The following is a 23839-nucleotide window of genomic DNA, read 5'->3' as shown; positions in this document are numbered from 1 at the left end:
CGACGCATTGAGCCGATAGGGCGAAACAACCGAACCGCCGTGCGGCGATACTCCCCGGTACACACTCGAAGGAGGTAATGGGTGACCGGGTTCGAGGCGCGCGCGCACCTGCCGGCACATCCGGCGCCGCTGCTGAGCGCACAGGATCTGCGGCAGGTCGCCTTCCACCGTCCCCCGACCGGTCAGCCGGGGTACGACGAGGGTCAGGTGGACGCCTTCATCGACCGCATCGAGGAGACCCTGCTCGGCCGCGACCACGTCACGGAGCAGGACGTGCGACGGGTGCGGTTCAGACCCGCGCGGCCCGGCTACGGCTACGACGGCGTCGAGGTCGACGCCTTCATGGACCTGGTGGCCGAGACGCTCGGCTCGACGCCGCAGCGGCACCAGGCGTCCGCGCCCGCGCAGGGCGCGCACGCCACGTCCACCGGGATGAGACCGGCGGCGGCCCGCCTCACCCCGCAGGACGTGCGCGCCGTGCGGTTCCACAAGCCCCGACCGGGCAACCGCGGCTACCACGAGGCCCAGGTCGACGCCTTCCTGGACCGGATCGAGAACACCCTCGCGGGTCGGGACGACCTGACCGCGCTGGAGGTGCAGGACCACGAGTTCAGCTACGCCCCGCCCGGCCAGGTGGGGTACGACGAGGACGACGTGGACACGTTCCTCGACCTCGTCGTGGTGACGCTGGAGCGCTCGCCCGCGCCGCTCGCGTCCACCCCGGTGTCCCGCTCCGGGCTCACGTCCACGCCCACGCTGGCGCCACCCCCGCCCCCGCCCGTCCGGCCGCGTCCCGGCCCCGGCACCCGCCCGCTGACCGCCCGTGACGTCCGCACCGCCGCCTTCGGCAAGCCCCCGCGCGGCCGCCGCGGCTACCACGAGGCGCAGGTCGACAAGTTCCTCGACCGGATCGAGAACACGCTCCTCGGCCAGGATGACCTGACCGCGCGCGAGGTCCGCGAGGCCCGCTTCAGCCGGCCCATGTTCGGCCGGCGCGGGTACGACGAGACCGAGGTCGACGCGTTCCTGGCGCGCGTGGAGAAGCAGCTGCGCGACGGCCCGACGCGCCCCACCTCGCTGCCGCCGATCACGTCGTGGGAGCAGCTGCGGCTGATCAAGATCCCGGTGGCGGGCCCGGCGCAGCGCGGCTACCGGACGTCCCAAGTGGACCGGGTGCTGGAGGAGGTCGGCATCGCCCTCGACGGCATGGTCGGCGCGTCGTCGGCGGAGGTGGCGGCGACGACGTTCGCCACCTCCCTGACCGCGGGGCAGGGCTACGACTGCGCGTTCGTGGACGAGCTGATGCCCCTGCTGGTGGAGGAGCTGCGCCGCCGGGGCCGCTGACCCGCGGGCGCCGTCCACACGGGACCGCGAGGCCGTCCGACGCTCCGCGGAACGACCGGGCGGCCACCAACCGCGGTGGCTGCCCGGTCGCGAACGTCAGCGGAGGGAACGGCGCCAACCCTCATCGCCCAACCCCAGCGCCCAACTCCCGCCGGCCAACCCCCAGCGCTGAACTTCGGCGTTCAACCGGCGCTCAGCCCTCGGCGGTCTCCGCGGCCGCCAGCCACTGCGCCTCGACGTCCTCGGCCTCCGCCAGCACGGCCTTCAGCTCGGCGTCCAGCGCCATCAACCGCTCCGGGTCGGTGGCGGCCTCGGCGAGCTTCGCGTGCAGCTCGGTCTCCTTCTTCTGCAACGTCTCCAGCCGCCGCTCCAGCCGCGCCAGCTCCTTGCGCGCCGCGCGCTGGTCGGCCGCCGACGACGTCGGCGCGGAGGCGGGCTTCGCGGTGGGCGCGGCGTCGACCTCCTTCTGGCGGTCACGCCGGCGCAGGTACTCCTCGATGCCGCCGGGCAGGTCGGTCAGCCCGCCGTCGCCGAACAGCGCCACCACCTGGTCGCACACCCGTTCCACCAGGTACCGGTCGTGCGAGATCACCACCAGCGTGCCGGGCCACGAGTCCAGCAGGTCTTCGAGCTGCTGCAACGTGTCGATGTCGAGGTCGTTGGTCGGCTCGTCGAGCAGCAGCACGTTCGGCTCGGCCATCAGCAGCCGGCACAGCTGCAACCGCCGCCGCTCGCCGCCGGACAGGTCGCCGACCGGCGTCCACTGCTTCTGCGACGAGAACCCGAACCGCTCGGCGAGCTGCGAGGCGGACATCTCCTGCTTGCCCAGCACCACGCGCCGCGCGACCTCCTCCACGGCCTCCAGCACCCGCATCGACCCGTCGAGGTCGTGCAGCTCCTGGCTCAGGTGCGCGAGCTTCACCGTCTGCCCCTGGACGCGCTTGCCCGTCTCCAGCTCCCGCTCGCCGGCCAGCGCCTTCAGCAGGGTCGTCTTGCCCGAGCCGTTGACGCCGACGATCCCGATCCGGTCGCCCGGCCCGATCCGCCACGTCAGGTCGCGCACCAGCGTCCGACCGGGCACGGTCAGCGTGGCGTCCTCCAGCTCCAGCACCGTGCGCCCGAGCCGCCGCTTCGCGAACGCCAGCAGCTCGACCGAGTCGCGCGGCGGCGGCACGTCGGAGATCAACGCCTCGGCGGCGTCGATGCGGTAGCGCGGCTTGGACGTGCGGGCGGGCGCGCCGCGGCGCAGCCACGCCAGCTCCTTGCGGGCCAGGTTGCGGCGCTTCTCCTCGATCGTGTCGGCCAGCCGGGCGCGCTCGGCGCGGGCGAAGATCCAGTCCGCGTAGCCGCCCTCGTACTGCTCGACCTTGCCGCCGACGACCTCCCACGTCCGGGTGCAGACGGTGTCGAGGAACCACCGGTCGTGCGTCACGACCACGAGCGCCGTGCGGCGGGCCAGCAGGTGGTCGGCGAGCCAGCGGACGCCCTCGACGTCGAGGTGGTTGGTCGGCTCGTCCAGCACGACCAGGTCGAGGTCCTGCACCAGCGCCGCGGCCAGCGCGACCCGGCGGCGCTCGCCACCGGACATCGTGCCGACCGGCGAGTCCAGCCCGAAGCCGGTGATGCCGAGGCCGTCGAGGATCGACCGGACGCGCGCGTCGGAGGCCCACTCGTGCTCGGCGTCGAAGCCGAGCGGGTCGATGACGGCGTTGCGCACGGTCGAGCCCTCGGCCAGTTCGGTGCGCTGGGTGACCACCGCCATGCGCAGGCCGCGGTTCTGGCTGACGCGGCCCTCGTCCGGCTCGGCCAGCCCGGCCAGGACCTCCAGCAGCGTCGTCTTGCCGCCGCCGTTGAGGCCGACGACGCCGATCCGGTCCCCCTCGCCGACGCCGAGGGACACGCCGTCGAGCAGCGGACGCACGCCGAACGACTTGGAGACGCTCTCCAAGTTGACCAAGTTGGCCATGTACCAGCACCTTCATCGAAATCGTGGACACCCGCGGTACGCCAGCCTAGCTATCGCCCCGGTAACGACGTCCCGCCCGGACCCGACGTAACGGCCACAACCGACACTGGGAGTCCGATGTCACAGCTCAAACGGGTCGCCGGCGTGCTGGCGGCCCTGGTGGTCGCCGGGTGCGGCAGCGCGACCGTGCCGCCCGCGACGACCGTCACCGTGACCGCGCCCGCCGACGCCGTCACCACCGCTCCTCCCGCCACGACGACCGCTCCCGCGGGCACGACCGCGCCCATCGCCACCACCGCCGCGCCCGCGCCGGCCGCCGACACGTGCACCGTCCCGCACGTCGTCGGCATGGTCCACCAGACCGCGCAGGACACCATGCAGGCCGCGGGCCTCTACCGGCTGCGGGAGGTGGACGCGACCGGTCAGGGGCGCGTGCTGGCCCTCGACCGGAACTGGACGACCACCGCGCAGACGCCGGCCGCCGGCCAGGTCGTCCCGTGCGACACCGAGGTGCTGCTGTCGGCGAAGAAGACCGGCGAGTAGGTCAGGCGTGCACCTCGGGCGGGGTCGGCCGGGGTGCCTCCTCGGTGCCGATGACGCGCGCGCCGTGCACCGGCCCCTGCGCCACGCGCACCGTCCGGCAGACGCCCGCGCCCGCCAGCTCGGCCGCCACGCGCACCGCCGAGTCGCCGTCCGTGCAGAGGAACGCGCAGGTCGGCCCCGACCCGGACACCATGCCGGCCAGCGCGCCCGCGTTCACGCCCGCGCGCAACGTGCGGCGCAGGTTGGGGCGCAACGACACGGCCGCGGCCTGCAGGTCGTTGCCCAGGAGCAGCGCGAGCTGGCGCGGGTCGCCCGACGCCAGGCCCTCCAGCACGGCCTCCGCCTCGCCGACGCGGGGCGGGTCGCCGTCCGCGCGGAGCCGGTCCAGCTCGTCGAACACCTCGGGCGTGGACAGGCCGCGCCGGTCGAACGCGAGGACCCAGTGGAACGTGTGGCGGGACAGCACGGGCACGATCCGGTCGCCGCGGTCGGTGCCCAGCGCCGTGCCGCCGTAGATGGCGAACGGGACGTCGGCGCCGATCTTGCCCGCCAGGCCGGCCAGCTCGTCCCGGCTGATCTCCAGCCTCCAGAGCGAGGCGAGCCCGACGAGCGTCGCCGCCGCGTCCGCGCTGCCGCCCGCCATGCCGCCGGCGACCGGGATGGACTTGCGGATGACGACGCGGACCTTCGGGTCGTCCGGGTCGCGGCCGACGTGCTGCGCCAACGCCCGCACCGCGCGCCAGGCCAGGTTGGACGGGCCCGTGGGCACCGAGTCGGCGCCCTCGCCGTGCACTTCGACGCCGGGGTCGTCGGCGATGGCGACGGTCACCTCGTCGGTGAGCGACAAGGCCTGGAAGATCGTCACCAGGTCGTGGTAGCCGTCCGCGCGCGGATCTCCGACGGCAAGGTGCAGGTTGACCTTGGCCGGGACGCGGACGGTGACCGGGGGTGGGACGACAGCGAGCACGCCATGAAGCGTACGGGCGTTTCCGGGTTGTCCGCTCCTACCGACCTATGACCTGCGCGGAAAGCGCCGAACCGGTGCCGGGACACGTCACCTGACACGTGCGGCGGCCCCGGCTCCGGGCCAGGGCCGGAACACGGTCGGGCCGGGGCCGGGACACGGGTCCGGGGCGGGATCGGGCCGGCCACGGGACAGGGTCGGGGAACACGGTCGGGCCGGCCACGGGACAGGGTCGGGGAACACGGTCGGGCCGGCCACGGGACAGGCTCCAGCGCGAGATCCGGGCCGGTTCGGAAAAGGCTCCCGAGCACGGGTCGGACCAGGCGCGGGACAGCCTTCCGCGCGAGATCCGGGCCAGCTCGGGAAGGCTCCCGACCACGGGTCGGGCCGGGTGCGGGAGTTGTCCACAGGTCGACGCGCACGGCCCGACATCGTCGGTCCGACCTGGCAGGATTAAAGCAGGGGTCCCCTTGGCGAGGACCCCTGCGAAGCACGCATTCCACGCCCACTCCCTGGGCCGCCCCCACGGTTGCGACCGTTGCGACCGTTGCGACGGTGGCGTCGATCGTGTCGATCGCGCGGGCGGCCCGGGAGTGGCGTTCGGTCAGACGGCGAGGACCGACCCCGAGAACTCCTGCTTGATGTAGTCCTTGACCTGCTGCGACTGGAGCAGGTCGAGCAGGTCCTTGATCCGCTTGTCGTCCTTCAGCTCGGCCCGCGTCACCAGGCCGTTCGCGTTCGGGTTGCCCTCGGCCTTCTCCAGCACCAGGGCGTCCTCCGCCGGGTTGAGCTGGGCGTCGATGGCGTAGTTGCCGTTCACCACGGACGCGTCCGTGTCGTCCAGCGACCGGGGCAGCTGCGCCGCCTCCAACTCGACGAACTCCAGGTTCTTCGGGTTCTCCACGATGTCGCGGACGGTCGCCGTCGCCTCCGAGCCCGGCTTCACCTTGATCACGCCCTTGTCCTGCAGCAGCTTCAGGCCCCGTGCCTCGTTCGTGGCGTCGTTGGCCACGGCGACCTTCCCGCCGGACGGCAGGTCGGCCAGCGACTTGTGCTTCTTCGAGTACACGCCGAGCGGCTCGATGTGCACCGGCCCGATCCACTCCAGCGGCGCGCCGCTCTCCGCCTTGAACGTGTCCAGGTACGGCACGGTCTGGAAGTAGTTCGCGTCCAGCGACCCGTCGACCAGCGCGGTGTTCGGCTGGACGTAGTCGGTGAACTCCACCACCTCGATCTTGAGGCCCTTCGCGGCGGCGAGGTTGTCCGCCACGTACCGCAGCACCTGGGCGTGCGGGACGGGGCTCACGCCGACCTTCAGCGCCGCGTTCGGGTCCGAGGCGGCGCCGGTGTCGCCACTACCGCAGCCCACTGCGGTCAGCAGCACGGCGAGCAGGGCAGCACGAATACGCATGTCGTTCCTTATGGGAAGAGTGTGGCTTGATCAGACGGACGCGGTGCGGCGGCGGTCGACGCCGCGCGCGACGCGGTTGGTGGCGAGCTGGATCGCGGTGGCGATGATGGCCAGCACGACGACGGTGCTCCACAGGTAGCGGTCGTTGAACCGCTGGTAGCCCATGCGCACGGCGAGGTCGCCGAGACCGCCGCCGCCGACCACGCCGGCCATCGCCGAGTAGCCGAGCAGGGCGATCGCGGTCACGCCGATGGCGTTCACGAGCGCGGGCAGCGACTCGCGGAGCAGCACGCTGCGCACGATCCGCAGCGTGGACGAGCCGGTGGTGACGGCGGCCTCGACCACCGCCACGTTCACCTCGGACAGCACGTTCTGGATGAGCCTGCCGACGAACGGGATCGCGCCGACGGACAGCGGCACGATCGCCGCCGTGGGACCGATGGTGCTGCTGAGCAGGAGCCTGGTCAGCGAGGTGAGCACCACCAGCAGGACCAGGAACGGCATGGACCGGCCCAGGTCCACGACGAACCCGAGGATCTTGTGCACCGCCGGCCGCGGCTTCAGCCCACCGGGAGCGGTGAGCTGAAGCCAGATGCCGACGGGAGTGCCGAGCAGAACCGCGATGACGGTCGAGACCACCACCATGTACAACGTCTCACCGGTGGCGACGAGCAGTTGGTCGAAGACCTCCGACCAGGGTGTGGCAGACCTCACGCAGCTACTCCCTGCGGACCCGCCAGGGTCCGGCGCACCGCGCCACCAGCCTCGGAGATCCACTCCAGCGCCGAGTCCGAGCGCTCGCCCTTCAGGCCGACGCGGAAGCGCGCGACCGGGGTCTCGCCCAGCCGGGTCAGGCCGCCGCCCAGGAGGTTCAGGTCGACGCCGAACCGGCTGCCCGCCTCGGGCAGCAGCGCGCCGACGGCCGCGAAGCCGACCAGCACGATGTCGGCGACCCGGTCGAACGCGCCTTCGGCGGCCGGGTTCTGGTCGACCGCGGGCAGCAGGGACGCGGCCGTGCGGCTGCCGGCGTCGGACACGAGGTCGAGCACCTTGCCGTGCTCCACGACCCGGCCGTCCTCCAGCACCGCGACGTCGTCGCAGATCCGCCGGACCACGCCCATGTCGTGCGTGACCACGAGGACCGTCACACCCAGCTCGGCGCGCGCCCGGTCGAGCACGGTCAGCACGGAGCCGGTGGTGTCGGGGTCGAGCGCGGACGTCGGCTCGTCGGCCAGCAGCACGGACGGCGACGCGGCGAGCGCGCGGGCGACCGCGATCCGCTGGCGCTGGCCGCCGGACAGCTGGTCGGGGTAGGAGCCGGCCTTGTCGGTGAGGCCGACGAGGTCGAGGAGCTCGGCGACACGCGTGCGGCGCTGCGGCCCGGCGACGCCCGCGGCCTCCAGCGGGAGCGCGACGTTGCCCGCGGCGGTGCGCTGGCGCAGCAGGGAATCCCCTTGCGGCACAACGCCGATCTGCCGGCGGGCGGCGCGCAGCGCGGTGCCGTCGAGCGAGACGAGGTCGGTGCCGTCGACGCGGATCGCGCCGCTGTCGGGGCGTTCGAGCAGGGCGACGCACCGGGCCAGGGTGGACTTGCCCGCGCCGCTGGGGCCGACGACGCCGAGGACGGTGCCCGCGGCGACGTCCAGGTTCACGCCGTCCAGCGCGCGAACCTGCCCGGTACTCCCGGGGAAGGTCTTGGTGAGGTTCTCGACAGTGATCACGTTTCGCTCCACGACTGCGTGCGGCAGCGCACGCCCAGGGCGTGCGAGACCGGCGGCTCAGCTCAGAAAGGTGTCCCGCGAGGGGGACGCGAGGATTCGAAAGCGCCTAAGAGCTCTTAGCAGCTGCGACAGGCCGAGGACGTGCGTCGACCGTGGTCGACGACCCGTCGGCGGGTGAGCATTCGCATCCTGGGCACGTGATCCTCCATCGATCCTGGCTGAAGCACCTGCCCCCATGGAGGGGTGGTTGCTGCGGCGTCGTAGAGCCAGGTCTCTCGGCCGCTCGGGATGGCACCACGAGTACACCTGACCGGACCGGGCCGACGCAAGCCTGAAACGGGATCGTCCGGCAAATCACACTGTCGGCCGTCAGATCAACGACTATCGAGAAGAAGCGGCCTCGGCTATCCGGACGAACGCGTCGACGGCCAGTTGTTCGCCGCGCACCTCCGGGTCCACGCCCGCCGCGACGAGCAGCCGGTGAGCCTCGGCGGCCGAACCGGCCCACCCGGACAGCGCGCCGCGCAGCATCTTGCGCCGCTGCGCGAAAGCCGCGTCCACCAAGGAGAACAGCACCTTCTGGTCCACGGTGGACAGTGGCGCGTGGCGCTCGAACGCGACCAGCGCGGAGTCGACGTTGGGCACGGGCCAGAACACCGAACGGGGCACCGGACCGGCCCGCCGGGCGTCCGCGTACCAGGCCAGCTTCACGCTCGGGACGCCGTACACCTTGCTGCCGGGGCCGGCGGCCATGCGGTCGGCCACCTCGGACTGGACCATCACCAGGCCGGTGCGCAACGACGGCAGCTCGGCCAGCAGGTGCAGCACGACGGGCACGGCGACGTTGTACGGCAGGTTCGCGACGAGCGCTGTAGGCGCCACGGGCAGCTGGGCCGCTGTGACGCGCATCGCATCGGCGTGCACCACGGACAGCCGGTCGACCAGCTCGGGCGCGCGCTCGCCCACCGTCACCGGCAGCCGTTCGGCCAGCACCCCGTCGATCTCCACGGCCACCAGCGCCCGGCACGACGGCAGCAGCGCCAACGTCAGCGAGCCCAGCCCGGGGCCGACTTCGAGCACCACGTCGTCGGGCCCCAGCTCGGCCGCCGCCACGATCCGACGCACGGTGTTCGGGTCGTGCACGAAGTTCTGCCCGAGCTTCTTGGTGGGGCGGATGTCCAGCTCGGCGGCCAGCCGACGGACGTCAGCCGGCCCGAGGAGCCGACTCCCCGCTCCGGCCGACGTCGAATCCTCAGTCACCCGGCCATTCTCCACGACGCCGGCCCCAAGCCCACCTAGACCACCTCACGGCCGCAAACAGGACCACCACCGCGAGGTCGCGTCGGTCGTTCGCGCCTGATTTTCCGACGATCACGCTTTTCGATCGTCGGAAAATCAGGCGCGAACGACCGACTCAATGGCGACCGAGCCGCGACGCCGAAGGCGGCGCAAATGTCACGGCAGGCCCAGCTTCTGCTGGCAGTGCGGCCACGCGGAGTAGCCGCCGCGGGCGTCGCGGAGCTTGGTCGCGATCGCGATCTGCTGCTCACGGGTCGCCTGGTGCGGGTACGCGGCGTACTGGCTGCCGCCGTACGCGTCCCACGTGCCCTTGTTGAACTGGAGGCCGCCGTAGTACCCGTTGCCGGTGTTGATGGCCCAGTTGCCGGTCGCCTCGCACTGGGCGAGGGCGTCCCACACGGCGCCGTCGGGCGGGAGCTTGGTGCCGACCTTGACCTTCTTGGCCTTCGGCTCCTTGGTGACCTTCGCGCCCAGCTTCTCGCGGCCGATCTCCTGGCCGTTCTTCACCGTGACGCGGTAGGTGACGATCTGCTCGCCGGCTTCACCCGGCTCCACGACCTCTTTCTGGCCCTTCATCATCGTGTCGTCTTTGATCTCCTCGACGGGCGGCTGGATGGCCTCCGTCGCGTTGATCACCGAGACGCCGGTGCGGGTGATGTGGACCTCGGCGCCGTTGGTGACGCGCAGGTCCATCGCCGTTTCGAGCTTGTCGTCCGGGCCGAGCGACAGGTTCTCGCTCTTCAGCAGCTCTTCGACGGTGACGGCCGTCGTCTGGAGCTGCCGGGGCGCGTTGCCGCCGTCGTAGAGCGTGATCGTCTTGAGGCTCTTGACCTCGAGCGCGAGCCCGCTGAGGGGGACGTCCATGCCGCGGTCGTGGGAGAGCCACGCGCCCTCGTCGTCGACCTGCAACTGCTCCAGCGCCTCGTCGACGGTGACGGAGCGGACCCAGCCCTCGCGCTGCTCGCCGTCGACGGTCGCCTTCACGAGCCGGCCGCGGTCGAGGGAGATCTTGCCGCCGTCGCTGACCTTCGCCTGGGGCGACGGGCTGAGCGCGTCGTGCTCGCCGATCGTGATGCCCTCGTCGGCGAGGATCTCACCGACGGTGGACTCGTAGGTGCGGACGGTCTTGGCTTCCCCGTCGACGTCGACCGTGACGGACTTGTCCATCGCGATCGCGGTGGCGCCGCCGCCGGAGATGGTCACCAGCACGGTGGCGACCGCGGCCTTCAGGAAGCGCCGCTTCCACTTCCCCGCGGCCTCGACCAGTGCGGCGGGCGGGGCGCTCGGCTGCTCGGCGGCCAGGCTGCTCGCGACCCGGTCCTGGGAGACCTCGTCGGGGATGATGATCGGGGGGAGGAGCGTGGTCTCGGCGTTGATCAGCCGGATCAGCTCGTCGACGTCGACGTTCGCGCTCTCGAGCAGCGCGTCGGCGTCGGGGCCCAGCACGTCCAGGACGTCGTCCGGGGTGATGGTGAACACCGCGGTGTCCCACTCGGACGGCGGCCCGGGTCTGTCCAGGACGTCCACACCGGTCACGGGTGTCTGCACGGGCGTAAACCAGTCGGTGTCCTCGTTGAACGAGTTCACGGGGTGCCATACCTCCTGAAGGCGCGAAGTCCGGCGACGCGCACGTTCGATGTCGGTGGTCAGCTGGTGATCTCCGGCAACTCCTGTGCGTCCGCGCTGCTTCTCGCTTCTGGTCCTCTGAGACCCGCCCCGACTGCGGGTGCGCCCCGAACGGGAACTCGGGGCACGGTCACGGGACCGTAACGGGTGCGCGGTGGTTGTGCCAACACCCCCACAACCCTTGTGAGGTCAGTCACTCCGTTAGGGGAGCAAGTCTGTCGGCCATTCGTCGTAAGGAGCACTACGACTCCGCCACGTCACTGAGACGGAAGACGCGTTCGGCGTTTCGGGTGATCTTCGCCGCCAACTCACCGACGTCGGCGTCACGCAGGGTCGCCAGGTCCCGGAGCGTGTAGTTCACGCAATAGGGCTCGTTCGGGCGACCTCGGTACGGGTGGGGCGTGAGGAACGGGGCGTCCGTCTCGACCAGCACGTGGTCCTCGGGCGCCCACCGCGCGGCCTCCCTGAGGGCGTGGGCGTTGCGGAACGTCGTGGTGCCCGCGAACGACAGCACGAACCCGCGTTCCACGCACGCGCGCGCGAAGGAGAGGTCGCCGGAGAAGCAGTGGAAGACGACGGTGTCCGGCGCGCCCTCCGCGTCGAGCACCTTCAGGATGTCGTCGTGCGCGTCCCGGTCGTGGATCATCAACGCCTTGCCGACGCGCTTGGCCAGGTCGATGTGCCACCGGAACGCCTCGTGCTGCGCCGATCTGGGCGCGTAGTCCCAGTAGTAGTCCAGGCCGGTCTCGCCGATCGCGACGACCCTCGGGTGCTCGGCGAGCGCCGCCAGGACGTCCTGCTCGGCCTGGCCGAACGTCGACGTGCGGGTGGGGTGCAGGGCGACGGCGGCGAACACCCGGTCGTCCCACGTGGCGGCCTCGGCGGCCCAGCGGGCGGAGTCGAGGTCATCGGCGACCGTGATCACGCGGTCGACACCGGCCAGCGCGGCCCGGTCGACGATGGCCTTCACGTCGTCCGGCGTCGTCGCGCCGCACGCGTCCAGGTGGGTGTGGGCGTCGACCACCGGCGCCGGAAGGGTCTCCGGCGCCGGTGGCCGCTCGCCGCGGCGCTTGGTCAACGGTTCTCGGGCCTCACTTGACGATCGGCGCCCACTCGGGGCCGGTCTCACCCAGCTCCGGGTCGAGCTTCGCGAACAGCGGCGCGGGCTTGGCCAGCGGGCGGCCCACCTCGATCGGCGTCGACGCCCACGTCGCCTGCTCGGCCGCGTAGTCACCGGTCAGCACCGGGTACTCGCGGTCGGGCACGTCCAGGTCGGCCACGTCGGTCAGCTGCGGCTGCGCCGCCCACACGCCCGTGCCGCCCAGCGCCTCGTGCACCTTCTGCGCCGAGTGCGGCAGGAACGGCGTGAGGAGCGCGTTCGCGTCCTGCACGACCTGCAAGGCGGTGTGCAGCACGGTGTCGCGGCGCTCCGGGTCGTCCTTCAGCTTCCACGGCTCCTGGTCGGACAGGTAGCGGTTGGCCGCGCCGACGACCTTCATCGCCTCGCTCGACGCCTGCTTGAAGCGGGAGCGGCGCAGGTGCCCGCCCACCACGTCGAACGCCTGCTTCGACAGGGCCAGCAGCTCGTGGTCGGCCTGGGTGGGGCTGGTCGGCCTCGGCACCGCGCCCACGTTCTTGTGCGCCATGGAGATCGACCGGTTGACCAGGTTGCCCCACTCGTTGGCCAGCTCGAAGTTCGTGCGGCGGACGAACTCCTCCCAGGTGAAGTCGGTGTCCTGGTTCTCGGGGCCGGCGACCGAGATGAAGTAGCGCAGCGCGTCCGGGCCGAACTCCTTCAGGAAGTCCGTCACGTAGATGACCGTGCCGCGGGACGTGGAGAACTTCGACCCGCTCATGGTCAGGAACTCGGAGCTGACGACCTCGGTGGGGAGGTTCAGCGCGCCGAACGCGCCCGGCTCGCCGCCCTTCGCGCCCTGGCCGTTCTGGCCGAGCAGCAGCGACGGCCAGATCAGCGAGTGGAAGACGATGTTGTCCTTGCCCATGAAGTAGTAGCCCTGGGCGTCGCCGGTCCAGAACTCCTTCCAGGCGTCCTCGTCACCGCTGCGCCGGGCCCACTCGACGGACGCGCTGAGGTAGCCGATCACCGCGTCGAACCACACGTAGAAGCGCTTCATCGGCTGGTCGCGCCAGCCGTCGAGCGGGATCGGGATGCCCCAGTCGAGGTCGCGGGTGATGGCGCGCGGGCGCAGGTCGCCGATGAGGTTCTGGCTGAACTTCAGCACGTTCGGCCGCCACTCGGCGCGGGTCTGGAGCCAGCCGCCGAGGGCGTCGATGAACTGCGGGAGGTCCAGGAACAGGTGCTCGGTCTCGACGAACTTCGGCACCTCGCCGTTGATGCGCGAGCGCGGGTTCTTCAGGTCGACGGGGTCGAGCTGGTTGCCGCAGTTGTCGCACTGGTCGCCGCGGGCGCCGTCGTAGCCGCAGATCGGGCAGGTGCCCTCGATGTAGCGGTCGGGCAGGGTGCGGCCGGTGGAGGGGCTGATCGCGCCCATCTCCGTCTTGGGCACCACGTAGCCGTTGCGCCAGAGGGAGAGGAACAGCTCCTGCACCACCTGGTAGTGGTTGCCGGTGGTGGTCCGGGTGAACAGGTCGTAGGACAGGCCGAGGCCGTGCAGGTCGTTCGCGATGACGCGGTGGTACTTGTCCACGAGCTCGCGCGTGGACATGCCCTCCTTCTCCGCCTGCACCGAGATCGGCGTGCCGTGCTCGTCCGAGCCGGAGACCATCAGCACCCGGTTGCCCGACATGCGCATGTAGCGGGAGAACACGTCGGAGGGGACACCGAAACCGGAGACGTGACCGATGTGGCGGGGGCCGTTGGCGTAGGGCCACGCCACCGCGGTCAGCACGGAGGCACTCATGGGCCAAGCCTACGGAGGTCGTCCCAGCGGGTTTTCGCGGGTCACCGGTAGCCGGGGCGGTCAACTGGCCGAACCGGGCAGGCCCAATCCCCGGCTGGCACGGCACCCGCGGCGGCACCTCCGGCGGCACCACCCTCCACAGGCTCACCGACGTGGCGGCCGCGGCGCGCGCGACGTGATCATCGCGGCGACCGCGCGCGACGAACCGCACGGTGGTGACCACCGACGAACGGGCGTGGTTCGGGGAGTTGCCCGGCGTCGACGTGCGGCTCGTGCCCGTCAGGACCCGCTGATCACGGCGTCGTCGAGCTGATCACGGCGTCGTAGAGCGCCTTCTTGCTCACGCCCGCCGCCGCCGCCACCTCGGCCGCCGCCGTCTTCGTCCGCTCGCCGTCCGCCACGCGCTGCCTGACCTCGGCGACCAGCACCTCCATCGGCGGCGTGTCGCGGGCCTCCGCGGGCGCCAGCACGACCGTCACCTCACCGCGCACGCCCTCGGCGGCCCACTCGGCCAGCTCGCCGAGCCCACCCCGCCTGACCTCCTCGTACGTCTTGGTCAGCTCCCGGCAGACGGCGGCTTGGCGGTCGGCGCCCAGCACGGACGCGGCGTCGGCGAGGGTGTCCGCCAGCCGGTGCGGCGACTCGAAGAAGACGCACGTCCGGGGCTCGTCGGCCAGCGCCGCGAACCACTTCCGCCGCTCGCCCTGCTTGCGCGGCGGGAAGCCGTCGAAGCAGAACCGGTCCGACGGCAGCCCGGACACGGCCAGCGCCGTGGTCACCGCGGACGGGCCGGGCAGGCACGTCACCCGGATGTCCTCGGCCACGCACGCCGTCACGAGCCGGTAGCCGGGGTCGGACACGCTGGGCATGCCGGCGTCCGTCACGAGCACCACCGTGCGGCCGTCGCGCAGGGCCTCCAGCAGGCCGGGGAGGCGGGCCGTCTCGACCTGGTCGTAGAAGCTCACGACCCGTCCGGACGGCGTCACGTCGAGGGCCGCGGCGAGGGACCGGAGTCGCCGGGTGTCCTCCGCCGCGATGACGTCGGCCGTCCCCAACGCCTCCACCAGGCGTGGTGAAGCGTCCCGGACGTCGCCGAGCGGAGTAGCGGCCAGCACCAAACGGCCTGATCCAGATACAGGTCTCACGCCTCTCACCCTACGATCGGGCGCGTGAGCCTGATCGCACCGCAGTCCGCAGACGACGTGGTCGTGGCCGGCGAGGTCCCGCCCGCCGGCCCCCCACCGGGCAACGACCGCGAGTCGCGGGCCCGCCAGCTCGAACCCGGCCCGATGGGCACCGCCCTGCGGGGCTGGCTCGTCACGCTCACCGTGGCGCTGATCGGCGGGGTGGTGCGGTTCTGGAACCTCGGGTTCCCGACCGACAAGGGCACGCCGATCTTCGACGAGAAGCACTACGTGCCGCAGGGCGCGCAGGTGCTGCGCAACGGCGGGTACGAGGACAACCCCGGCTACGAGCTGATCGTCCACCCGCCGCTGGGCAAGCAGCTCATCGCGATCGGGCAGTGGCTGTTCGGCTACGACGCCGTGGGCTGGCGGTTTGCGTCGGCGCTCGTCGGCACGCTGACGATCCTGCTGGTGGTGCGGATCGCCCGGCGGATGACGCGGTCCGACCTGATCGGCGCGATCGCCGGCGTGCTGCTGATCGCGGACGGCGTGAGCCACGTGCAGTCGCGGATGGGGATGCTGGACATCTTCCTCGCGTTCTTCGTGGTGGTGGCGTTCGCGTGCCTGGTGGTGGACCGGGACCAGGTGCGGTCGCGGCTGGCCGTCGCGGTGCGCGAGGGCTGGGTGACGAACTCGCCGCTCGGCCCGTGGCTGGGCTTCCGCTGGTGGCGGTTCGCCGGCGGCGTCTCGCTCGGCCTCGCGTGCGGTGTGAAGTGGTCCGGCCTCTGGTACATCGCGTTCTTCGGCGTGATGTCGGTGCTCTGGAGCGCGACCGCGCGCCGTGCCGCCGGGGTGGAGCGGCCGTGGCTGGGCGCGTTCGCGAAGGACCTGCTGCCGTCGCTGTTCGCGCTGCTCCTGATCCCGGTGCTGGCGTACCTGGCGACGTGGTGGGCGTGGTTCGCGTCGGAGACGGCGATCGACCGGCACATCGCGGGCGTGAAGATCCCGGCGGACGGCTGGATCCCCGAGCCGCTGCGGGCGCTCTGGTACTACAGCGGCAACGTGCTGGAGTTCCACACCAAGCTGGTCACGTCGGAGACCAACCGCCACCCGTGGGAGTCGAAGCCGTGGACGTGGCCGATGGGGCTGCGGCCGATGCTCTACTACTTCGAGGGCGCCGTGCAGGGCTGCGGCGGTCCGACGTGCGTGGGCGCGATCATGCTGATCGGCACGCCCGCCATGTGGTGGCTGGCGTTCCCGGTGCTGGCGTGGGCGGTGTGGCAGTCGATCTCCCGCGTCGACTGGCGGTACGCGGCCGTGCTGGCCGGCTACGGCGCCGGTTTCCTGCCGTGGTTCCTCAACGTCGACCGGCAGATGTACTTCTTCTACGCGACGCCGATGGCGCCGTTCCTGGTGCTCGGCATCGCGCTGGCGCTGGGCGAGGTGCTGGGCCGGCGGACCGACGGCAGGGAGCGCCGGGGCACGGGTCTGCTGGCCGTCGCCCTGTACGTGGGCCTGGTGGTGGCGAACTTCGTGTGGCTGTGGCCGATCCTCAACGGCATCCCGATCACACCGGAGGTGTGGGACGCGCAGAAGTGGCTGCCGTCCTGGAACTGAGCGGACGGGTCAGCGCGGCGGCAGCTCGGTGAGCACCGGGTTCCGGATGCTCTCGTAGATCACCGAGCTGCGGAAGCTGATCACCTCGCGGCGCTGGCTCAGCCGGTCGATGAGGAACGCGTGCAGGTGTTCCAGGTTCGGCACGGCGAGGTGGATGAGGAAGTCGTCGTCGCCCGCCACGACGTACATCGCCGTCACCTCCGGGAGGGCGCCGATGGCCGCCTTGAAGTCGGCGATCACCGCGCGGCTCATGGGGCGCAGGCGGGCGGCCACGAAGGCCTGGACGGGGCGGTTGAGGGCGGCCAGGTCCACGTCGGCGTGGTAGCCCTTGATCACGCCGCGCTCGCGCAGGGCGCGGACCCGTTCCAGGCACGTCGAGGCGGCCACGCCGAGCCGCCGCGCCAGCTCGCGGTTGGTCAGCCGCGCATCCAGCTGCAGATTGCGGATGATCGCCGAATCAAGTTCGTCCATGAACCGATCATGGCAAACCCTGCCGAACGAAGTTCGGACAGGCTGGACTGCGGCGTGCAGATCACTAGCTTTGGCGGCATTCCACCGAACGAACGGATGCCGCTGTGCTGCCCACCAAACTCGCCCTGGTCGTGCGTGACGACCTGCCGCCGAACCTCGCCGCCAACGCCGCCGTCAACCTCGGCCTCACCCTCGGCGCCCGCCTCCCGGACCTGCTCGGCGAGGACGGCGAGGACGCCGACGGCGCCCTCCACCTGGGCCTCAACACCCACCCGGTGCCGGTCCTGACCGCGTCCGCCGAGCAGCTGAAGGCCCTGCACCGGGCGGACGGCGTGCTGAAGATCGGCTTCACGGAGGTCGCCCGCCGGTCCCGCGCGTACGGCGAGTACCTCGAAGCCCTCGCCCGGACCGCGGACCCCGAGTACGTCGCCGTCGCCCTCTACGGCCCGCGCGCCGAGGTCACCCGGTTGACCCGCAGACTTCCCCTGATGGCGTGAAGCTCACCGCGATGTACGTCGGCGCGGTGCTCGGGCCGGGCGTGCTGGTGCTGCCCGCGCTCGCCACGGAGGCCGCCGGGCCCGCCTCGCTCCTCGCGTGGGCCGCGCTCCTCGCGCTCAGCGTCCCGGTCGCGGTGTCGTTCACCCGCCTCGGCGAACGGCACCGCGGCGGCGTCGCCGGCTTCGTGCGGACGGCGTTCGGCGACCGCGCCGCCCGACCCGTGGCGTGGTGGTTCTACCTGGTCGGGGTGCCGTTCGGGGTGCTCGGCGGCGCCCTCGTCGGCGGCCGGTACGTCGCCCACGCGCTCGGCGGCGGCGACCCGGCGCTGATCGGCGTGCTGCTGCCGGCGGCCGCGTTCGCCGCGAACTACGCCGGCCTGCGGGTGTCGGCGCGGGCGCAGGTGCTGCTGGTGGGGCTGCTCGCGGTCCTGCTCGTCGTCGCGATCGCGGCCAACGTCCCGCACGTCGCGCCGGACGACTTCCAGCCGTTCGCGCCGAACGGGTGGCTCGCCGTCGGCCACGCCGCAGTGGTCCTGTTCTTCGCGTTCTCGGGCTGGGAGGCGGCGGGCAACCTCGCCGACGAGTTCGGCGACCCGCGCCGGGCGACGCGGCGGACACTGGTCGTCGTCGCCGTCCTCTACCTGGGGCTGGCGGTCACGACGGCGGGCACGACGAGCAACGTCCCGCTCGCCGACCTGCTGGGACGGGCGTTCGGGCCGTCCGCCCGGCCGGTCGTGGCGGTCGCCGCGGCGCTGCTGACGTTCGGCGCGATCAACACCTACCTGGCCGGTGGCGCGCGCCTCGGCGGACGGCACGGCCTGACCGGGCTGCTGGTGCTGTGCGGGGTGCTCACGGCCGTCACGCTGCGCCTGCACGTCGAGCTCGACACGCTCATGCGGGTCGCCTCCACGGCGTTGGCGGCGGTGACGGCGGCGGGACTGGCCGCCGCCGTCACCCTCCTCCGCAGCCGCTCGGCCGCGTTCGCCCTGGCGTGCACGACGTTGGTGCCGGCGTTCTCCGGCGTCCTGCTCGCCGTGCCGCTGGTGATAGCCGTCGCCGCGCCGGCGATCGCCCGGGTGGGCCGACGGGTCAGCGCACGGGTCAGCGCACGGGCCGGGTCGGCGGTTCGGGCCGGTCGATCATCTTCGTGACCGGGCCTTCCTTGCTCAGCCCGGCCTGCGACAGCCACGTGCTCAGCTCGGTGCGGATCGCGCTCAACGTGGGCCGCTTGGCCGGGTCGGCGTCCAACGCGCTGGTCAGCAGCCGGGCGTGGGCGCTGCGCTGCGGCAGCTTCACGCACGGCTCGCCCTGCGCGGCGGCCATCAGCGACGAGATCGGGTTCTCCCGCGTGCCGCGCGGCGGGTGGCCGGTGAGCGCGTAGCTGACCGTCGCGGCCAGCTGCCACGCGTCGGACGCCGGGCTGGCCGCCTCGCCGCGGGCGGTCTCCGGGGCGAGGAAGTCGGGCGTGCCGACCATCATCCCGGTGGCGGTGAGCGTGCTGTCGCCCTTGGACCGGGCGATGCCGAAGTCGATCAGGTGCGCGGTGCCCTGGGTGTCCACGATGACGTTGGACGGCTTCACGTCCCGGTGCAGCACGCCCTGCTCGTGCGCGGCGGCCAGCGCGTCCGCCATGTTCAGCCAGAGGCGGGCGGCGAGCGTGTCGGCGAGCAGGCCGCTCTTCAGCACGACGTCGGACAGCGGCTGGCCGTCGATGTACTCCATGATGATCGCCAGGCCGTCCGGGTCCTGGACGATGTCGAACACGCGCACGCAGTTCGGGTGCCGCACGGCGGCCAGAGCGCGCGCTTCACGCACCATGCGCTGCTCGGTGTCGTTGTCCGGGGCGTGGGCGAGCTTCACCGCGACCGTGCGGGCCAGCTGCTCGTCCACGGCGAGCCACACGGTGCCGAACCCGCCGCGGCCGAGCTGGCGGATGCGCCGGAAGCGGCCGCCGGCCGGGTTCCAGACCTTGCCGGAGTCCGGGCCCGCCGCGGGCGGCACGCCGTGCCCGGCGCTGCGGGGTCCACCGCTGCCGGGTCCACCGCTGCCGTGCCCACCGCTGCCGGGGCCGAACGGGAGCGGTCCGGGGGTGTCGGCGAGCGGCGCCGGGTGGTCGACGCGGGTCGGCTTCGGCGGCTCGGCCCGCGCGGGCTGCGGCTCCGCCACGGGCGCCGACTCGGCGACGCGCGTCGGCGGGTAGTGCCGCTGCGGCGGGGTCGGCCGGTACGGGGGCACGGGCTGGTACGGCGGGATCTGCGCCGGCTGGTAGGGCGGCGGCTTCTCCACCTGGTAGGGCGGCGGCTTCGGGTTCGGCCCCTGCGGCTGCTGGGGCTGCGGCGGTGGCGTTCTCGACACCGCGGGTTGCGGGCTCGGGTTCCCGCGATCGCGACCGGGGCGGTTCAGCATGGCGGTAGTCAACCCGAAAACCCGCACGACGAGGGAGCCCACGAGCGCGATCGGGAAGAACCCGAGCAGCAGGTGGCCCACCAGCGTGACCGGCAGCGCCGACGTGGACAGCAGCAGGACCAGGAACGGGGGCCAGAACAGGCGGCGCGGCCAGTTCGGGCCGAGCCGGAACGCCGAGCCCGCCTGCAGCATCACGAACAGCAGGCACATCAGCGCCAGGACGGCCGTCGCGCACGCCGCGATCAGGTCCATGACGTCGGCGTTCGCCGTGATCGCCTCGACGACCGACGGCGCGCCAACCAGGTACTCGTACTGGGTGAACGCCACGCAGGGCGACTCGCTCAGCGACTCCATGCCCGGCAGCGCGCGGGTGCGCAGCAGCTTGACCGTCGCCGAGAACGCCATCCACGGCAGCACCAACGTGCTCATCACGCCGAGGACGGCGAAGATCGCGCCGGTGACCGGGCCGTAGGAGTTGCCGACGACGCGGCGGACGGTGATCGACAGCAGGGCGGCGACCGTGGGCAGCACGCCGATCAGCGCGCCGAACGCCGTGGCGGTCCAGGCCCAGTCGCCCGGGCAGACCGACACACCCGACCAGCCGTGCAGCCACGCCAGCAGCGACTCGGCCAGCTCCACGACCCGCACCACCCCTTCTCGTCGTCTCTCAGGGTACGGGTGCGGGCCACGCCGACAGCGCGGTGCGGGCAACGTCGTGCAGTTCCGCCCTGGTGGCGCCGTCGCGGGCCAGGGACGACATGCCCTGGACGGTGGCCGCGACGAACAGGGCGAGCCGGCGCGCGTCCGTGCCGGCGGGCAGCGCGCCGGTGGCGACGTCGTGCCGGATCTTCGCCTCGACCGCCTGTCTGGCCTGGTCACGGAGGTGGCGAAGGTCGGGCGCGCTGAGGATCAGGCAACCCTTGGGCCGGTCGGGGTTCGTGTACTCGACGGCGGCTTCGGTGAGGATGCGCTCGACCGCCTGGCGCGCCGTGGGCTCCTCGTCGAGGGCCCGCGTGGTGAACGCGCCGTAGGTGGCCTGGTAGCGCGTGACGACCTCGGCGAAGAGGGCCTGCTTGTCGCCGAACGCGGCGTAGAGGCTGGGCGGGTTGACGCCGGTGGCCTCGGTGAGGTCGGCGACGGACGTCGCCTGGTAGCCGTCGCGCCAGAAGGCGCGCGTGATCCGGTCCAGCACCTCGTCCCGGTCGAACCCGCGTCTGCGCCCCACCACCCCACGATTTTATAACGACCGCTACAGTTGCACTTCTGTAGTGGTCGTTACAGATTGGGGTGCTGGTGAAGACGGCATTGGTGACCGGGGCGGGGCGGGGAATCGGGCGGGCGATCGCGCTGCGGCTGGCGGCGGACGGGATGCGGGTCGTCGTGCACTACGGCCGGGACGACGAGTCGGCCGCCTCCGTGGTGGCGGAGGCCGGGCGCGGGGCGTTCGCGGTGCGGGCCTCGCTGCCGGCGGAGCTCGACGCGCTGGTGGCCGCGCTGCCGCCGTTGGACGTGCTGGTGAACAACGCGGGCGCGGCCCTGCCGCACCCGATCGAGGACGTGACGCCCGAGGCGTTCGACGAGGTGTTCGGCGTGAACGTGCGGGCGCCGTTCTTCCTGGTGCAGCGCGCGCTGCCGTTGCTGCGGGACGGTGGGCGGATCGTGAACATCTCGTCCGGGGCGACGCGGATCGCCATGCCGGCGGGGATCGCGTACTCGATGACGAAGGGCGCGCTGGACACGTTCACGCGCACCCTGGCACAACACCTCGGGCCGCGCGGGATCACCGTGAACACCGTCGCGCCCGGCGTGGTCGACACCGACATCAACGCGCCGTGGCTGCGCGGGAACCCGGAGGCGGAGGCGGCGATGGCGGCGCGGTCGGCGCTGGGCCGGATCGGTCGCGCGGACGACATCGCGGACGTCGTCTCGTTCGTGACGTCGGAGGACGCCCGGTGGGTCACGGGGGCGTGGATCGACGCGACCGGCGGCGCCCACCTGTGACCGCGCGGAAAGGGGGGTCCGGCTGCAAGTGCGAGCCGGACCCCTCCCCCGCGCGTGCGCCCGCCGCTAGCTCACACGCGCTCCCACAAGGCGGGCACCGCCGGCGGATCCCAGCCTGGTTGGGACGTGTGCCCCTGCAAGCACCTGTACCCGACGCCGTCGTACGTCACGAGGGAGCCGGTCGTGTACGCGACGCCTGGCTGCCAGGTCGTCTGGCCCGGGTTCGTGGTGGTCGTCGTGGTCGGCGAGGTGGTGCTGGTTGGCGTGCCGCCGCTGACGACCAACTGGAGGCCGTAGACCTGGAGGATCTCGTTGACCGGCTGGAAGTAGATCGTCCCGCCGGACGTGCAGTTCCCGGAGCCACCGGAGGTGACGCCCTGCGCCTGGTCACCGGTCAGCCACGAGCCGCCGGAGTCGCCGGGTTCGGCGCAGGCGTTCGTGCGGGTCAGGCCGGTGATCGTGCCTTCGGGGTAGGTCACGGAGGCGTTCTTCTGCTGGATGGTGCCGCAGCGCCACCCCGTCGTGGAGCCCGAGCGGCAGACCGAGGCGCCCACCGGGGCCTCGGTGGAACCCGCCACCGGCACCGTGCCGGGGTAGCGGTTGACCAGCGGGCGGCCCGTGTTGCCCGCGGCCGTGCGGACCCAGGCGTAGTCGTTGCCGGGGAAGCTGGAGCCGGCGAACGTGCCGCTCGGCTGGGTCGTGGCCGCGCCCGTGCGGCCGCAGTGGCCCGCCGTGACGAAGCCGCCGTTGACCGCGAACCCGACCGAGCAGCGCGACCCGCTGCCGATGTAGTACGCGTTGCCGCCGATCACGTCGATCAGCGGCCGCGGCTCCTCGGTGGACCGCTCGATCCGCACGTCCGCCTCGGCCAGGCCGCTGGCCCGGGTGAACGCGGCCGCGTCGGCGACGTCGCGGGCCAGGACGACCACGGTGTTGGTCGGCGCGTCGACGTACCAGCCGGGCACGGACTTCGGCGCGCTGCGGGCGTTGCGGTCGAGCTTGACCTTCAGGGCGTCGAGGTCGGCGAGGGAGCGCCGGACGAGCTTCGCCTCGGCGCCCGCCGCTTCGACGGACTGGATCTGCGCCGCGGCCGTGACGCCGACGACGAGCTTGGTGGCGTCGGCGTTCATCCACGCGCCCGCGAAGCCGGGGCCGAGGCGGGTCTTGAGGACGCCCTCGGTCCGGGCCGCGGCGGCTTCGCGGTGGATGCGGGCGCGGGCCTGGTCGGGCGTCAGGTTCAGGTCGCGCGCCAGGGCCGCGACCATGCCGCCGTCCGCGGCGGGTCGCGTTGGTGGACCGGCGGTCGCGGTGGTGGCGAGGGTCGCTGCCAATCCGGCAGCGCCCAGGACCGCCACGGCGACCGCGGCGACGCTACGTCGAGTCATCCGCTTGTCTCCTTGCAGGGGTGGTGACACGGGATGCGGGGCCGTGCCACCGACGCTAGCCGGCGCGGAGGTGCGGCGGATATGCCAATCACGTCATAACGCCACGTTATGGTCTAGTCCACTCGTGATCTTCGGATCGACGTCCGCCCAGCTCACGGCCTCAGCAGACGCAGAACTCGTTGCCCTCCGGGTCGGCCATGACGATGTGGTGCTCCGGGTCCTCCCACACCACACGACCACCGGCCGCCAGCAGCTGCGCCACCTTCGCGTTGACCGCCGACCAGCGCTCGGCCCGCGGCGCCTCCGCGCTCACCCGGATGTCGAAGTGCAGCCGGATCTTCTGCGTCTTCGGCTCCCGCACCTGTTGCAGGAACAGCTTCGGGCCCACACCGGCCGGGTCGTGCAGCCAGGCGCCGTCGTCCTGGTCGTCGTCGGACAGGTCGAACTGCGCCAGCCACTCCTCGCGCGTGGCGAACGGCGCCGGCGGCGGCTCCTCCTCGTAGCCGAGCGCCAGCTTCCAGAACTCCGCCAGCCGGGTCGGGTGGTGGCAGTCGAGGGCCAGACCGATGGTGTGCGCCATGT

General features: G+C 72.4%; 21 protein-coding genes and 1 riboswitch. Of the genes, 6 read left to right on the top strand and 15 right to left on the bottom strand.

Annotated elements, in window-relative coordinates; translation table 11 throughout:
- Positions 1-81: 81 nt before the first annotated feature.
- Entirely contained in the window at positions 82-1344 is a 1263-nt protein-coding gene (locus ACRAKH_RS03515; RefSeq protein ID WP_380723829.1) for a DivIVA domain-containing protein, read from the top strand.
- 193 nt (positions 1345-1537) lie between these two features.
- On the opposite strand, the gene ACRAKH_RS03510 is transcribed toward ACRAKH_RS03515, so the two are convergent.
- The gene (locus ACRAKH_RS03510; protein WP_380723828.1) at positions 1538-3310 is read right to left on the bottom strand and encodes an ATP-binding cassette domain-containing protein; all 1773 of its coding nucleotides are present in this window, start codon (positions 3308-3310) and stop codon (positions 1538-1540) included.
- 117 nt (positions 3311-3427) lie between these two features.
- Between ACRAKH_RS03510 and ACRAKH_RS03505 the strand changes: the two genes are divergently transcribed.
- Positions 3428-3853, top strand: coding sequence for a PASTA domain-containing protein (locus ACRAKH_RS03505; RefSeq protein WP_380723827.1), 426 nt, complete (start codon positions 3428-3430; stop codon positions 3851-3853).
- Position 3854: 1 nt separating this feature from the next.
- Here ACRAKH_RS03505 and ACRAKH_RS03500 read toward each other — a convergent pair whose 3' ends face one another.
- The 9 genes from ACRAKH_RS03500 to rsmI all read right to left on the bottom strand — a co-directional run bounded on the left by ACRAKH_RS03500 (position 3855) and on the right by rsmI (position 14901).
- The gene (locus ACRAKH_RS03500; RefSeq protein ID WP_380723826.1) at positions 3855-4820 is read right to left on the bottom strand and encodes a 4-(cytidine 5'-diphospho)-2-C-methyl-D-erythritol kinase; all 966 of its coding nucleotides are present in this window, start codon (positions 4818-4820) and stop codon (positions 3855-3857) included.
- A gap of 601 nt (positions 4821-5421) precedes the next feature.
- Entirely contained in the window at positions 5422-6228 is an 807-nt protein-coding gene (locus tag ACRAKH_RS03495; protein ID WP_380723825.1) for a MetQ/NlpA family ABC transporter substrate-binding protein, read from the bottom strand.
- 30 nt (positions 6229-6258) lie between these two features.
- On the bottom strand, positions 6259-6942 hold the full coding sequence (locus ACRAKH_RS03490) for a methionine ABC transporter permease (RefSeq protein WP_380723824.1): 684 nt from the start codon (positions 6940-6942) through the stop codon (positions 6259-6261).
- Positions 6939-7949 carry a methionine ABC transporter ATP-binding protein gene (locus ACRAKH_RS03485; protein WP_380723823.1) on the bottom strand — a complete coding sequence of 337 codons (1011 nt, stop codon included), beginning with the start codon at positions 7947-7949 and terminating at the stop codon, positions 6939-6941. Before ACRAKH_RS03485 ends, ACRAKH_RS03490 begins: the two co-directional genes overlap by 4 nt.
- Before the next feature lie 202 nt (positions 7950-8151).
- A riboswitch (SAM riboswitch) is annotated at positions 8152-8244 on the bottom strand.
- 86 nt (positions 8245-8330) lie between these two features.
- The gene (gene rsmA, locus ACRAKH_RS03480; protein WP_380723822.1) at positions 8331-9209 is read right to left on the bottom strand and encodes a 16S rRNA (adenine(1518)-N(6)/adenine(1519)-N(6))-dimethyltransferase RsmA; all 879 of its coding nucleotides are present in this window, start codon (positions 9207-9209) and stop codon (positions 8331-8333) included.
- Positions 9210-9404: 195 nt separating this feature from the next.
- Positions 9405-10796 carry a transglycosylase family protein gene (locus tag ACRAKH_RS03475; protein WP_380723821.1) on the bottom strand — a complete coding sequence of 464 codons (1392 nt, stop codon included), beginning with the start codon at positions 10794-10796 and terminating at the stop codon, positions 9405-9407.
- A gap of 319 nt (positions 10797-11115) precedes the next feature.
- Positions 11116-11952 carry a TatD family hydrolase gene (locus tag ACRAKH_RS03470; protein ID WP_380723820.1) on the bottom strand — a complete coding sequence of 279 codons (837 nt, stop codon included), beginning with the start codon at positions 11950-11952 and terminating at the stop codon, positions 11116-11118.
- Positions 11953-11965: 13 nt separating this feature from the next.
- A complete protein-coding gene (metG, locus tag ACRAKH_RS03465; protein WP_380723819.1) occupies positions 11966-13756 on the bottom strand; it encodes a methionine--tRNA ligase in 1791 nt (596 codons plus the stop codon).
- A 293-nt stretch (positions 13757-14049) separates the two neighbouring features.
- Positions 14050-14901: a 16S rRNA (cytidine(1402)-2'-O)-methyltransferase gene (rsmI, locus tag ACRAKH_RS03460; RefSeq protein WP_380723818.1), complete on the bottom strand. Its 852-nt coding sequence runs from the start codon at positions 14899-14901 to the stop codon at positions 14050-14052.
- A 24-nt stretch (positions 14902-14925) separates the two neighbouring features.
- Here rsmI and ACRAKH_RS03455 point away from each other — a divergent pair, with 24 nt between their 5' ends.
- Positions 14926-16497, top strand: a complete 1572-nt coding sequence (locus ACRAKH_RS03455) for a dolichyl-phosphate-mannose--protein mannosyltransferase (protein ID WP_380723817.1) — start codon at positions 14926-14928, stop codon at positions 16495-16497.
- A 9-nt stretch (positions 16498-16506) separates the two neighbouring features.
- On the opposite strand, the gene ACRAKH_RS03450 is transcribed toward ACRAKH_RS03455, so the two are convergent.
- Positions 16507-16968, bottom strand: a complete 462-nt coding sequence (locus ACRAKH_RS03450) for an Lrp/AsnC family transcriptional regulator (RefSeq protein WP_380723816.1) — start codon at positions 16966-16968, stop codon at positions 16507-16509.
- A gap of 104 nt (positions 16969-17072) precedes the next feature.
- Between ACRAKH_RS03450 and ACRAKH_RS03445 the strand changes: the two genes are divergently transcribed.
- Positions 17073-17465: a DUF2000 domain-containing protein gene (locus ACRAKH_RS03445; protein ID WP_380723815.1), complete on the top strand. Its 393-nt coding sequence runs from the start codon at positions 17073-17075 to the stop codon at positions 17463-17465.
- Entirely contained in the window at positions 17462-18616 is a 1155-nt protein-coding gene (locus ACRAKH_RS03440) for an APC family permease (RefSeq protein ID WP_447009617.1), read from the top strand. Before ACRAKH_RS03445 ends, ACRAKH_RS03440 begins: the two co-directional genes overlap by 4 nt.
- Here ACRAKH_RS03440 and ACRAKH_RS03435 read toward each other — a convergent pair.
- Complete coding sequence (locus tag ACRAKH_RS03435; RefSeq protein WP_447009616.1) at positions 18567-20522, bottom strand: protein kinase domain-containing protein; 1956 nt, start codon at positions 20520-20522, stop codon at positions 18567-18569. The genes ACRAKH_RS03440 and ACRAKH_RS03435 overlap by 50 nt on opposite strands.
- A gap of 16 nt (positions 20523-20538) precedes the next feature.
- Positions 20539-21099 carry a TetR/AcrR family transcriptional regulator gene (locus ACRAKH_RS03430; RefSeq protein WP_380726660.1) on the bottom strand — a complete coding sequence of 187 codons (561 nt, stop codon included), beginning with the start codon at positions 21097-21099 and terminating at the stop codon, positions 20539-20541.
- 65 nt (positions 21100-21164) lie between these two features.
- Here ACRAKH_RS03430 and ACRAKH_RS03425 point away from each other — a divergent pair, with 65 nt between their 5' ends.
- Positions 21165-21872: an SDR family NAD(P)-dependent oxidoreductase gene (locus tag ACRAKH_RS03425; RefSeq protein WP_380726658.1), complete on the top strand. Its 708-nt coding sequence runs from the start codon at positions 21165-21167 to the stop codon at positions 21870-21872.
- Positions 21873-21943: 71 nt separating this feature from the next.
- Here ACRAKH_RS03425 and ACRAKH_RS03420 read toward each other — a convergent pair whose 3' ends face one another.
- Positions 21944-23257 carry an alpha-lytic protease prodomain-containing protein gene (locus ACRAKH_RS03420; RefSeq protein ID WP_380726656.1) on the bottom strand — a complete coding sequence of 438 codons (1314 nt, stop codon included), beginning with the start codon at positions 23255-23257 and terminating at the stop codon, positions 21944-21946.
- Positions 23258-23417: 160 nt separating this feature from the next.
- Positions 23418-23837 (bottom strand): VOC family protein, encoded by a 420-nt coding sequence (locus ACRAKH_RS03415; RefSeq protein ID WP_380726654.1) that lies wholly within the window; start codon positions 23835-23837, stop codon positions 23418-23420.
- Positions 23838-23839 lie beyond the last annotated feature (2 nt).

The sequence above is a fragment of the Saccharothrix hoggarensis genome, assembly GCF_052936025.1.
This window is presented reverse-complemented; position numbering and strand designations above follow the sequence as displayed.